At 68.6% G+C, this 12959-nt stretch carries 9 protein-coding genes; 3 read left to right on the top strand and 6 right to left on the bottom strand.

Features of this window, described 5'->3' with window-relative positions; translation table 11 throughout:
* Positions 1 to 36 precede the first annotated feature (36 nt).
* Positions 37 to 921, top strand: coding sequence for an ATP-grasp domain-containing protein (locus ACWD3E_RS27000; RefSeq protein WP_451390159.1), 885 nt, complete (start codon positions 37 to 39; stop codon positions 919 to 921).
* Between the two features lie 198 nt (positions 922 to 1119).
* On the opposite strand, the gene ACWD3E_RS26995 is transcribed toward ACWD3E_RS27000, so the two are convergent.
* From ACWD3E_RS26995 to ACWD3E_RS26985, 3 genes are all read right to left on the bottom strand, one after another.
* Positions 1120 to 1656, bottom strand: coding sequence for a hypothetical protein (locus ACWD3E_RS26995; RefSeq protein ID WP_451390158.1), 537 nt, complete (start codon positions 1654 to 1656; stop codon positions 1120 to 1122).
* A 534-nt stretch (positions 1657 to 2190) separates the two neighbouring features.
* The gene (locus ACWD3E_RS26990) at positions 2191 to 3645 is read right to left on the bottom strand and encodes an MFS transporter (protein WP_451390157.1); all 1455 of its coding nucleotides are present in this window, start codon (positions 3643 to 3645) and stop codon (positions 2191 to 2193) included.
* A 99-nt stretch (positions 3646 to 3744) separates the two neighbouring features.
* Positions 3745 to 4689, bottom strand: coding sequence for an NADP-dependent oxidoreductase (locus ACWD3E_RS26985; protein ID WP_451390156.1), 945 nt, complete (start codon positions 4687 to 4689; stop codon positions 3745 to 3747).
* 125 nt (positions 4690 to 4814) lie between these two features.
* Here ACWD3E_RS26985 and ACWD3E_RS26980 point away from each other — a divergent pair, with 125 nt between their 5' ends.
* The gene (locus ACWD3E_RS26980; RefSeq protein ID WP_451390155.1) at positions 4815 to 5822 is read left to right on the top strand and encodes a GlxA family transcriptional regulator; all 1008 of its coding nucleotides are present in this window, start codon (positions 4815 to 4817) and stop codon (positions 5820 to 5822) included.
* Between the two features lie 235 nt (positions 5823 to 6057).
* Here the strand turns inward: ACWD3E_RS26980 and ACWD3E_RS26975 are convergent, their stop codons facing one another.
* Complete coding sequence (locus ACWD3E_RS26975; protein WP_451390154.1) at positions 6058 to 6369, bottom strand: cold-shock protein; 312 nt, start codon at positions 6367 to 6369, stop codon at positions 6058 to 6060.
* 458 nt (positions 6370 to 6827) lie between these two features.
* Here ACWD3E_RS26975 and ACWD3E_RS26970 point away from each other — a divergent pair, with 458 nt between their 5' ends.
* Positions 6828 to 7349, top strand: a complete 522-nt coding sequence (locus ACWD3E_RS26970) for an SMI1/KNR4 family protein (RefSeq protein ID WP_451390153.1) — start codon at positions 6828 to 6830, stop codon at positions 7347 to 7349.
* A gap of 176 nt (positions 7350 to 7525) precedes the next feature.
* Here ACWD3E_RS26970 and ACWD3E_RS26965 read toward each other — a convergent pair whose 3' ends face one another.
* On the bottom strand, positions 7526 to 8578 hold the full coding sequence (locus ACWD3E_RS26965) for an aldo/keto reductase (RefSeq protein WP_451390152.1): 1053 nt from the start codon (positions 8576 to 8578) through the stop codon (positions 7526 to 7528).
* Positions 8579 to 9196: 618 nt separating this feature from the next.
* Positions 9197 to 12959, bottom strand: a 3763-nt coding sequence (locus ACWD3E_RS26960) for a ricin-type beta-trefoil lectin domain protein (protein ID WP_451390151.1), incomplete at its 5' end; no start/stop codon positions are given.

Here is a 12959-nt window from a genome sequence, read left to right as displayed (position 1 = left end):
CGCCAGGCCTTCTGCAAGACCCTTTAGGCTGCGTCCATGACGGCTGCCCTGTTGACATGTCGCGACCCGCTGCGGCCTCGTCGTCCGGAACCGCACTTCTCGGCAGCGGCCGAGACCGCCAAGGCCCTGGGGGGTGACGTCGCACTCATCGATCACGACGCCCTGATGCGGGGGCATGCCGAAGAGGCCGTGGCTGGCGTGCCGCGCGGTCTCGGCCCGCTCTGGTACCGAGGCTGGATGCTGCCGGGCAGCCGCTACGCCCGACTGACGGACGCGCTGGCCGAGCGCGGCAGCCCCTTGGCGACCGATGCGCTCCGCTACCGCAGAGCCCATGAACTGCCAGGCTGGTACGAGACGTTCGCGGCCGTGACCCCCCGCAGCGTCTGGCTTCCGGCGGAGCCGGGGCTCACGCTTCCGGCAGCGCGCCTGGCCTCGCTCGCCGCACCGCTGGGCCACGGGCCGGTCGTGGTCAAGGACTACGTCAAGTCCCGCAAGCACGAGTGGGACGAGGCGTGTTTCGTGCCCGACGCCGCCGACACGGAGCGGCTGGCGGCCGTGGTCAGGCGCTTCACGGAGTTGCAGGAGGACTTCCTTGCCGGGGGGATCGTCCTGCGCGCTTTCGAGGACTTCACCGGCGACGAGCTCCGGGTGTGGTGGATCGACGGCGAGCCGTCCCTGGTCACCCTGCACCCGGACGCCCACACGGACACGGACACAGTGTCCCTGCCAGGCCCGGAACTTGCCCGCGTGGCACCGCTGGTGCGCGCCCTTGACTGCCGGTTCGTCACCACTGACCTGGCCCTGCGTTCCGACGGCGTCTGGCGGGTGGTGGAAGTCGGGGACGGCCAGGTCAGCGATTTGCCCGCTGCGGCGGACCAGCGGCGTCTCCTGGAGCCCCTGCTGAACTCGCCGTCGAGCTGACGATCGGGGCTGCCCTTCCGGAGCCGGTCGTCGAAGACGAAGAGGGGCGGAGTACCTGGACTGCGCCGCGTGCGGTATGAGGAAGTCTGCCGGGTCTTCGCCCCTCCGGTCGGGCATGAACCGGCGCTCAGTCGTGGATGAGGGTCGCTCAACCTGCGCTGCGACAAGTCAATCCGGTTACCCCGTCGTTCGTCTAGATCATGGGGCGGCGCTACTCACGATCTCCGCCAGCTCGTCAGCCGACTCGGAGGTCAGTCGGTAGAAGCCCTGGAGGCTGACCGAGCGCTCAAGGCGGCCATCCACCACGTACTTCAGACCGCGGGTCTGGCCCCGGCGGTTACGCCAAGTGAGTCTCGCCAAGAGTTCACCAGGGATCGGCATGTCGAAGCGTACGGGCGTCGCGTCCACGTGCACTGCGGCGGCGCCGCAGCCGCCGGCGCCGAGCATCGACCAGTCACCGTGCCCGGGAAACGCCGGATCCTGCCACGTCGTGGGCATGGTGCCGCAGCAGTCGCGCCGCTCCATGTCAATCACCCGCATCCGGCTCACCGCATACACGACGCACCGGTTGACGTGCAGTGCGTACACCTCGTCCCCGGCTCGGGCACCCGACCATGCGGGCAGGGAGGAATGTACGCCGCTGAAGGCGACCGGCGGCCGCTCTCCCACGCGACCCGCACTACGCAGCGCACGGCACGTGTCATGGGTCCACAAAACGGTGAAGGCATCAGACATGCCGTGATCCTACGAACGAGGACTGACAATGATGATTGCTGTGGCTCCGCTCGGAGGTCTGACTCCAGGAGTGACAGGCGCTTCGGCTGTCCTTCGGATGAGGGGGCAGCCTCGGCGGTAGCGGTCCATCCCCCGTGAATTCAGCTGGATTTGGATCTGACCGCGGTGCCGTGAACGCTGGGTCAATGTGCTCATCAGACCCGATGCTGACCAAACGCGTAGCTGACCCGGTCAGCGGGCCCATCTGTCGTACGCGGGCGGGGTCTCTCCCCGCAGCAGGCTGATGAACTCGCGACCGCACGCCAGCCCGGCGGCGAGTCCGTTGAAGACGCCGATGTAGGCGGTGCCGTCGGGCCCGACCAGTCCTGCGCCACCACGTTCCGCTCGAAGGCCCCAGAGCCGCCCTTGCAGGCGTGACGAGCGCCTGGCCGGTGCTCTCCAAAAGGCGGACGTCCGGACAACTGACCTGTCCGGACGTCGCTATGGCTGGGCCCGCTGCATCCGCAGCCTGGCCAAGACTGGTGATCCTCGCGCTCAGGCCTGGGCCGCTGGCCGCTTCGGCAGAAGGAAGACGACAATGCCCGCTATGACAGCGATGACGAACACCCCGAAGGACGCGACGGCAAAGGCGTGACCGGCGGCGGAAACCCTGCCGTCTGCCGCGGGATGGAACGAGCCGAAGAAGACCGCTCCGATAACGGCAACGCCTAGCGCTCCGCCACACTGCTGGGCCGTGGACAAGACCCCTGACGCGACACCGGCCGACTCCGGCCTGACGCGGCTCAGCACTGTATTGAGCGCCGGTGTGATGACCAGTCCGCCACCGACGCTCTGCAGAACGAGGGCGGGAATCACGAGCAGCGGAGTGATCCGCGGGCCGGACACCAGCAAGAGGCCGGCCACCAGGTAACCGCTCGCCATTATGATCGCCCCGACCTCAAGGACACGTCGTCCATATTTCGGGATGATCCGGCTCGCCACCATGCTGAACACGAAGAATGCGGTGGCTGCCGGCGCGTAGACCAGGCCCGCGCCGAGCGCCGACATGTCGAGGCCTTGCTGCATCGTCACCGACAAGGCCAGGTAGTACGAGTAGATCAGCGCGTACAGGGCCAGGACGAGAATGATCCCGAGCGAGAACGAGCGCTGTTTGAACAGCGTCAGCGGTACCAGCGGATCCCCGCCCCGCCGTTCCAGGCCCCGCTCGACCGCGACGAACAAACCGAACGCGACCGCGCTGCCCGCGAAGCAGGCCCAGACCCACCACGGCCAGCCTGCCTCCTGCCCCTGGATCAGCGGGAGCACCAGGAGGAAGAGGGCCGCGCTGAGCACCAGGACGCCGGGCATGTCCAGCTTGCGGGTGGCAGCCGAGCCTGTCTTCGGCACGTATCGAACGGCGAGCAGGAACAGGGCAATCCCGATCGGCACGTTCACCCAGAACACCAGGCGCCAGCCGGAGTCGAACAGGTTGGCGCCGATCAGCAGTCCGCCGATGAGCTGTCCGCCGATGGTGGCCATACCCATGACGATGCCGACCACGCCGTACACGCTATGCCGCCTCACCGTCGGCACCAGCACGGTGACGTACGCGAACACCTGGGGAACCATCAGGGCCGCTCCCAGGCCCTGGATGACACGCGCGGCGATAAGGCTGCCTGCGTTCGGTGATAGCGCGCAAGCGACTGATGACAGAGTGAACAGGGCCACCCCGAGAAGGAAAATCCGCTTGCGACCGTACAGGTCAGCCAGGCGAGTAGCGGTGATGATGAAGACCGCGTAACTCAGCTGATAACCCGCCAGAACCCACTGGACATCGCTGGCGGAGGCACGCAGGTCCGCCACGATCGAGGGGTCGGCGACCACGACGATGAACGAGTCGAGGACCGCCATGAACAGGGCGGACAAGACAACCGATATCGTCATCCACGGAATGGCGTCAGCTTTCGCGGCCACTGACGGCGGGCTGGCTGATTGCTGACTACTTGCCACGATAGGAAGCCTCTTTATTCATCAGGGTCCGGCAATGCATGGATCCGGGAAGCTCGGCCGGCGCGTTGCGCCAGGCGGCGGTCAGGCCCGGGGCGAGGATTACCCGACGGTGAGCACCAACTTCCCCGTGGTCCTCCCGGTTTCACCGAGCTCGTGGGCCTTGGCGGCGTCCGCCAGCGGGAAGACGGCGTCGACGTGGACCTTCAGCCTGCCGGTGTCGACCAACTCCGTGATGGCCAACAGCGCTCGCTGGTCCGGCTCGACCAGCATGAAGCCCGAGCGGATGGAGCGCGCGGCCGCAGCCGAGGCGAGCGCCTCGGTCTCACGGGCCGGGAGGGTGATCAAGGTGCCACCGTTCCGCAGGACCGACAGCGAGCGCTCCTGGTAGTCCCCGGCGATCGGGTCGATCACCACGTCCACATCGGAGACCACCGACGCGAAGTCGACCGCCGTGTAGTCGATCACCTCGTCCGCACCCAGCCCCCGCACGAACTCGTGCTTGCCCGCGCTGGCGGTGCCGATGACGTACGCGCCGTACGCCTTGGCGATCTGCACCGCCAGGTGCCCCACGCCACCTGCCGCGGCGTGTACCAGGACTCGCTGCCCCTCCCGCAGGGCCGCCGTGTCCACCAGGGCTTGCCAGGCCGTCAGCGCGGCCAGCGGCAGGGCCGCCGCCTGCACATGGTCGAGTCCAGCCGGCTTGGGGGCGAAATGGCGTGCCGGAGCGGCCACGTACTGCGCATAGCCGCCGACCATCCGAGGAAAGCCCGGCATGCCGTACACCTCGTCGCCCGGCCGGAAGAGTGTCACGCCGCGGCTGACGGCCTCCACCACACCCGAGACGTCCCACCCCACGATGCCATCACCCGGGAGGTACAGGACACCGACCGCCCGGGTCTTCCAGTCCACCGGGTTGACGCCGGCCGCGTGCACCCGGACCAGGATCTCCGTCGGGCCGGGTACCGGCCGCTCCCGTTCGACGACCTTCAGGACCTCCGGCCCGCCCGGCTCCTCGAAGGCCACGGCCAGCATCTTCTCCGCCATCCCGAATCATCCCCCATCTCGTTCGCGACCTCGTTCGCGATCTCGTTCGCGGTTGATCCACAGACTGACGCCGCCGAACAACCGAAACGAGTGGCCAGATTGACAATAAGTGAGAGAATCTGGCCATGCAGCAGACCATGCACCGCGTCGTCGTCCTCGCCCTCCCCGGCGTCATCCCCTTCGAACTCGGCATCCCCGCCAAGACGTTCGGCCTCGCCTACGGCCCGGACGGGAACCGGCTCTACGAGGTGCTCACCTGCACCCCGGACGGCCGGCCGGTGCAAACCAGCGAGGACTTCTCGATCGCCGTCGAGCACGACGCACGCGTGATCGCCACCGCCGACACCCTGATCGTGGCGCCCATCAAAGACCCGATCGGCGGCAGCGACCCGCTCCCGGAACCGGTCGCCACCGCTCTGGCCCAGATCCGGCCCGGGACCCGCCTGGTGTCGATCTGCACGGCCTCATTCGTCCTCGCCGCCGCCGGACTGCTCGACGGCCGGCCCGCCACCACGCACTGGATACACACCGAGCGCTTCCGCAAGCAGTACCCTCGGACCCCGCTCGATCCCGATGTGCTCTACGTGGACGACGACGACGTACTCACCTCGGCCGGCGCCGCCGCCGGGATGGACCTCTGCCTGCACCTGATCCGCCGCGACCACGGCAGCGAGATCGCCAACCAGGTCGCCCGCCTTTGCGTCGTTCCGCCGTGGCGCGACGGCGGGCAGGCCCAGTACATCGCCCGACCCGTCCCCGACAACAGCGCAAGCGACACCGCCGGGGCTCGTGAGTGGGCCCTCCAACAGCTCCACCGGCCCATCCAACTCGCCCAGTTGGCCACCCAGGCGGGCATGAGTGTGCGCACCTTCAGCCGTCGCTTCCTCGCCGAGACCGGCCAGACCCCCGGCCAGTGGCTCACCGCCCAGCGGCTCGAACTCGCCCGCAGGCTGCTGGAGTCCAGCGACCTGCCGGTGGACCAGGTCGCCGAGCGCGCCGGATTCGGCAGCGCCTCCTCACTGCGCCAGCACCTGGCCGCCGCGATCGGCGTCTCACCCGCCGCGTACCGCCGCACCTTCCAGGGCCGGAACCGCGACCTGACCGGCCGTCAGCCGGTCAACGCCGGTGGCTGAGCCTGGCTCCCCGGCCGTTCCTCGACGAGCTTGCCGAAGACGATCAGTCGGCCGCGTGCGCTGAACTCCTGCCCGTGGCAAGGCCTGTGCTGCCTCGAAGGTGCGGAGTACTGCGTCCCGGCCCGGCGTGCGCGGGAAGGGCACAGAGGGTGAGAACTGCGATCGCGCAACAGGAGAGATCACGCTGCCGCTGAGCGATTGACGGAAATGAATCCGGGCGGGCGATGACGGCGGGTCAGGAATCGAAAGTGATGTGCAGGCTGGACGAATAGGCCGGACCATCGTCTCCGCTTTGCCGGGGGTGTGCTGCGCCCTCTGGCCAGACAGACACAGCACGCCAGCGGTACCCGTCCTGCTCGGCCTGCTCGGCCGAAAACCTGACAGACTGACCGGCGGTCAGCTCGCGGAAGCCCTCAGCCTGAATAGCCGAAAAGTGTGCCCACACCCCGTCCGGAAGAGCATCGGAAGCAAGGACTCCCCATCCCTCTTCCCTGCGCCACTCAAGCACGCGGCCGTCGAACACGTCTTCGGACGTGGCCTCAGACATTCTCCCTGTCCCCCTACGGCATCGGCGTATCGCCGTTCCATCGCGCACTGTGGTCAGCAGTGTTCGACCAAACGGGGATCAACACTAGCATTGGCCCGGTTGCGACAGGCGCCTGTCGGCTGGTGAGGGCTGGAAGTGCTGCTGGCACGGGCTTATCGCGAGCATCTGCAGCTGCTGTCTGCCCCTTACGGCCGTTCTCCACAACGTCTTGCGAGAAGAGCCGGGGAACTTGACCAGGGTCCGTCTCTGCGAACTCAGTTATGAGTGGTCGGGCCTTCAGTTGGCCACCTAGGATCTGCCCCCATGTTCGCTGATCTGCAGTGCGTGGTGCTGGACTGCTTCGACCCGATGGGCGCTCAGCGAGGACTGGGCCACGCTGCGACCGGACGGAGTTGGCGGACATATGCCGATCCCGCCGGCCATCCTTTCTGAAAGGTTGTTGTATGTGGGTTCAGCGAGTGATCGAACTGACCGGGTGGAAGCCGCTCGGGATCTCCGTCGACTGGACGGCGATCGAGGCAGAGTTGGGGGTTCCGCTGCCGGCGGATTACAAGGAGCTCTACGAGGTGTTCGGCGGCGGCGTCTTCAGTGATTGCGTCTACTTTCTGGGGCGCGACGGGGGCCTCGCGTTCGACTTCCTGAGACAGTGGCGGGCCGCCCTGTCGGCCGATCAGGACAGCGCGCTCGGAGACGTCTCCGCCGTCGATCCCTATGCGGTCTACGCGCCGGGCGGCAAGGGGCTGGTTGAGTGGGGCTCCACCGAATGGGCCGACGAGTACTGCTGGCTGATCGATGCCGAGCGGCCGGGCGAGTACCCCATCCTTGCGCGGGCCGATGACGTCGGCCCATGGCACCGTTACGACATGTCCACCGCGGAGTTCCTCTACCGCGTCCTTGCCGATGCCGATTTCCAGCCGTTCGGAGTGGCGCAGTACGCGCTCAACCCGACCTTCGAGCCCGGCTCCGGCGACGACGAGTGAAGGTGTGTCGCATCTGGAGCCGAGCTGGAAGGCGCCCTCATGCCTGAGGCGTCGATCGACCTGATCCGCCTGGGCCGTCTTCGGCCTGGCGGCATCCGATCCGGCCGTTTCCCGCCTCATCAACGCCCTTGCTGCCTCGGGCGAGAAGGCAGCCGTTCCGGCTCGAACGGCAAGGCTCAGTCCGCAGCCGCCCGCTCCCCGGCCGGGCGCCGACGCCACGCACGCTCCGTGAGCGAGGGCGGCTGCCAGACACCGTCGGCCTGATAGAGATCGGTGCCGGGCGCCACGATCTCGTCGATGCGGTCGAGCACCGCGTCGTCCAGCAGCAGGTCGGCCCCCTTGAGCAGCGAGGTGAGCTGGTCCATGGTGCGCGGCCCGATGATCACTGACGTGACGGCCGGGTGCACCAACGGGAAGGCGACGGCCAGTTCCGGCAGGGTGCAGCCCACCTCCTCAGCGAGAGTGACGAGTTGCTCGACCGCCGCGAGCTTCGCGGCGTTGCCCGGGAGGGCAGGGTCGAAGCGGTGCGGAGTGAGCCTGGCACGGCCGGCGGTGAGGTCGACGGGCCGGCCCTCACGATAGGCGCCGGACAGAAATCCCGAAGCGAGCGGCGCCCAGGTCAGCACTCCCATCCCCAGGCGCTGCGCCGTCGGCAGCACGGACCGCTCGACACCGCGCGCGAGAATCGAGTACGGCGGCTGCTCTGTGCGCAGCCGCATCAGACCGCGCCGCTCCGCCACATGGTGAGCCTCCACGAGATCCTCGGCGGGGAACGTGGAGCAGCCGAACGCCCGGATCTTGCCTGCCCTCACCAAATCGCTGAGAACGGACACCGTCTCCTCGATGTCGGTGGTGTGGTCGGGACGGTGCACCTGGTAGAGGTCGATCCAGTCCGTGTCCAGGCGCCGCAGACTGTCCTCGACCGCTTTGAGGATCCAGCGGCGCGAATTGCCACTTCGGTTACGTCCCTCCCCCAGCGGAAAATGCACCTTCGTGGCGAGCACGACGTCGTCGCGTCTGCCCTTGAGTGCCTTGCCGACGATCTCCTCGCATTCGCCGGCCGAGTACATGTCGGCGGTGTCCACGAAGTTGATCCCGGCGTCGAGCGCCGCATGGACGATGCGTGTGCAGTCCTCATGGTCGGGGTTGCCAACGGCACCGAACATCATCGTACCGAGGCAGTGGTTACTGACCTCGATACCGGTCTTGCCGAGGAAGCGATAGCGCATACCGATACTCCGTCGCAGGCAGGGGGTGGGTTGGGAGCGTCAGCCTAGGACTTGGAGTGCACTTGACGGCAAGCGCACGACGAGGCTCCGCCGGACCCCGTTGCCAGCGACGCCCGAAGCAGTCACCGCTGCCCGCGCAGCAGCGACCCGAAGGCCCCTACCCTGCCGATCAGTTGACCGCCCATCGAGGACGCCGCTCCGTGGTCTCCTCCGTCACCGGCGACGCCGAAGAGGGCCGGGTCTCCCTATCCTGGTCAGTCAGTTCGCCCCGCGTCAGCCGTGGTGCTGATCGGAGGCCTGGCCCCCGCTGGGGGCCGGGGTTCTGATCCTGCGCTACACCCGCCCACGCTCGGCGCGCGGCGGTACGGCAAACACCGTGGCCGCGGCCCGCTTGGGGGGTTGGCCGTCAACGTGCGACGAGCAGCACGGTGATCGGCTGCGCCCTTCCGGCTGCACCGGATGCCGGCCAGTTCACAGACTTGCTGAAGTCCGTGGACGAGCAGCCGCTGCTGCTTGCTCAGTGGGCCGAGAGGCCGGTGGGAACGGCGCTCGCGGGGCCATCACAGACAACGAGGTCACAGCCCGTAGAGCTGTGACCTCGTCGCCACAACCGCAGTACTAGTAGCCCAAGCCTCCTCGGATCTTGTCCCAGGTGAGCGACCAGGACAGCTGGGACTGGGTCACCGGCGGCTCGACGTGGTCGCGGAGCTTGTCGCCCATCAACCCCCACGAGTAGTCAGCGAGGCCGGCCTTGACCCCAGCCCAGATCATCCCGTTGGAACCGGTGGATTCGCCTCGCTGAGTCATGATCAGCCTGCCGTTCTTCTCCGAGGTCGTGAACGTGATGACCGAACCCGGATCGTCGAAGTAGTTCTGGGAGATGACGACGAAGCTCGTGCTGGTGGGCGTGGTGTGCACCCGCACGACGCCGTTGCCGCCGACGTACATGCCCCCGGGGATGAGCTCGCCGGGCTTGAGACGGCACTCGGCCCCTTCGGTCAGGGAAGTGCAGCCCTCGACCGGGAAGGGGAAGAACTGCAGCGGATGCTGCTGGAAGTCGCTCATCAGTTTTTCGGGGCTCATCCATCGAGACGATCCCACGTCTTCGGTGTGGGTGTACGCATGCGCTATCGGCGCCAGTTTGTTGCTCGGCGGAATCATGTCGCCGTACGGCCCCGGCTGCGACCCCGCCGGGGCCGGAGTCGGCCTGGGCTTCCAGGGTCCCGGGCCCCGGTCGCTGGACGTCGAACCCGACGGCTTCTTCACGCAGTACGGGCACGGGTCCACCGGCGGCTTCGGCTTGCACCACATACACGGGTTGTACGGCCCGTACACCTTGCCCGACGTCCAGTAACCGTTGAGGTCGGTGTGGCTGCCGTCCTCGTGGTAGCAGCCGCTGTTCGTGCAGCCGGGCCCGTGGTCGATCCACGCCGAGTCCGGGTTGTCGACCGAGCAGCCGTCACAGAACAGCCCGCTGGGGTCGCTGCCGTTGACGGGGTTGTTGTCGCTGTAGGCGTAACCGTTCCACGACTGCGGGTCGTCCGAGTCGAGCAGCGGGTCCGAGCTGATGAACCGGCCCGTGCTCGGCTGGTACTGGCGGGCGCCGAGCAGGGTCAGCCCGGTGCCCGGGTCCAGCCGGCCGCCGACGAATCCCCGGTCCCCGGCCCACGCCGCCGGCTGGGCGCCGCGCGGGTTGCCGAAGGGATCCTGGGCGCGTCGGCTGACCGCGCCCGAGGAGAGGTCGACGCTCAGCGTGTTCGTGCCGTGATGATCGGCGGTCTGGACGGTGAACGCCCCCTTGGCCGTGCCGGCCCCGACGCGCACGATGGTCATGCCGCCCGGGATCGGGTAGTAGCGGGTGCCGGTCTGGGCGCCCGTGGCGGTGTCGACGCTCAGCTGGTCGTCGCCGAGGTTCAGCACGGTCGTGCCAGGGCTGTGGCGAACGAGCAGCTTTCCTTCCGTGTCGTAGAGGTAGGTGGTGGTCGACTTCGGGATGGTCCACTGCTGGGCGGAAGACGGCGTGAGGGCGCAGTCGTCCAGGACCGGCTTCGTGCCGTCCGCCGTGGCGCCCTGGGGCACGGTGAGGCAGCGGGTGGAGTCCGGGTTGTAGAGCGTGCCGTCGCTCCGGGACTTCCAGGTCTGACCGGGGCGGCCGTCACAGCCGCGCAGCTCCACGGCGCTGCCCGCGAGGGTGCCCGTGGCGGTCACGCACTTGTCGGCGGTGATCAGCCGGTCGCCGGTGACGAGGTACTTCTGCCCCGCGGCCGAGCCGCAGGCGGCGATCCGCAGGGCGGTGCCGTCCGCCGTCCCGGTGCCGTCCAGGTCCAGGCACTTGCCGGCGATGCCCTTGATCCGGTCGGCCGTGGTCACCGATGCCGGCTTGCCCTCGCTGTTCCAGGTCACCTCGGCCGTGCCCGAGGCGGGGTCCTGGTACCGGGTGGTGTTGCCCATCGCGTCGTACTGGTACCGGCCGGTGCCGGTCACCGTGGAGCCGGTCTTCGTCTCCGCGGTCAGCAGCGCGTGCGGGCCGCCCGTGCCGCCGCCCGTGTCCGGCGCGGTGGTGGGGGCGTTGCGCTCCCCGGCCGTGCCGTACGTCTGGGTGACGGCGACGTCGGCGGCGCGGTCGCCGGCCGGGTCGTGCCGGACCAGCGAAGTGCGGTTGCCGGTGAGGTCGTACCCGAACTCGTCCCAGTAGGCGGCGGGTCCGCCCACTGTGGCGGTGCTGGGCCGGCTGTTGGCACACTCGCCCTGGTCGAGGGTCCGGTACTCGGAGGCGGGTGGTACAGAGATGCCGCCGGTGTCGGTCCAGGCCTCGGCGAGCCGGTTCAGCTCGTCGTAGCGGAAGCACTGGCGGTCACGCAGGGAGGGCGTGTTGTCCGGGAGGTTGGTGATCGAGGTGATCTTTCCGGACGGGTCGTAGGTGTAGTCGGTCTGCTGGACGGATCCCTTCAGCGCGGTCTGCTGGTCGACGAACTGGCTGCGGACCCGCCCGGTGGACTGGTCGTAGTCGGTCGTCGAGACGACCTGCTTGCCCCAGGGGTTCACGGTGGATCGGACCACCCGCCCGAAGGCGTCGTACTCCGTCTGCACGTCATAGGTGGTGGCGCCCATGTACGAGAACATCTGGCCGTAGTCGTTGAGCGAGTACGCGATGTCGTCCCGGGGCAGACCGCCGAGCGCGGGCAGCGTGCTGCTGACTGGCGTGCCCGTCACCGGGTCGTATCCGCTCGCGGTCGTGTACGTGAAGGTGGTGCCGGCCTGCTGGCCGACCTCAGGACCCGGGACGGTCAGCTTGCTGCCCAGGGGCCGGTAGCCGTCGTCGTAGCCGGTGACGGCCGTCGTGTACGCCTTGCCGTCACGGCCCCCGACGTACCGTGTCGAGCTCGCCGCCTTGCCCTTGCCGTCGGGGACGGTGTCGAAGGTCCAGCCGGCCAGCTGGTGTTCGGGCGTGATGTCGCCCTCGTACAGCCCGGTCTTGCGCCCGAGCAGGTCGTAGCTGTAGCTGAGGGTGGTGCCGCGGGCGTCGGTGGTCGTCGCAAGGCGCGAGGCCGCGTCCCAGGTCTGCCGGGAGACGCCCTTGTCGGGTTCCTTGTGGCCGGTCTCCCGGCCACGCAGGTCGTACTCGGTGGACCAGGTGTTCCCGGCCGCGTCCGTCCGGGTCAGCGGCTTGCCGTCGGCCGTGTACGTGTACCGGCTGATGACGGCGTCGAGGGCCGAGCCGGTGGCGGTGGCCGTCCGGTACTGCCAGGTCTCGGTGCGGCGGCCCCGGGCGTCCGCGAGCGTGGTGGTGGGGAAGCTGCCCTTCGGCGGGACCACGTCGACGCGGTCGGCTCCCTTGTACGTGGTCGTGGTGCGGTTCTGCTCCACGCCCAGGGACCGGAAGGCGCTCACCACGGCGCGTCCCCGTCCGTCGTACTCCGTGCGTGTCTGGGCGGGGATGTCGCTCTCCGCCGTCGTCACGAGCGTCTCGGACGGGGCCGACGCGTTGTTGAACCACGGTGCGTCGGTGAACGCCGTACGGCCCTGTGAGTCGTAGACCGTGTCCGAGATGAGCCGGCCGGCTTTGTACGCGGGGTTCTTGGGCGTCTCCTGGATCTGCCGAGTCCGCGCGAAGCCGTCGATGAGCCGCACGGACGTGGTGTAGACGGGGGTGTCGCCGTCCTGGGTGAGCGTGGACGTGGTGATCGTGGACGGCACTCCGGCCTGGTTGGACACCCGGTAGGCGAAGGTCAGGTTGGCCGGGGTGGCCGGGTCCTGGGCTCGTCCGGGCAGCCACACGGCCGTGCGGCGGCCGAGGGCGTCATAGGTCTGGGAGGTCGTCTTGAGGTTGGCGTCGGTGGTCCGCAGCGGCAGGCCGCGCCGCGGGTCGGTGACGGTGACG

Source organism: Streptomyces sp. NPDC002676, from assembly GCF_053592455.1.
The sequence above is the reverse complement of the archived record's forward strand: the minus strand, read 5'-3'. Positions and strand labels throughout refer to the sequence as shown.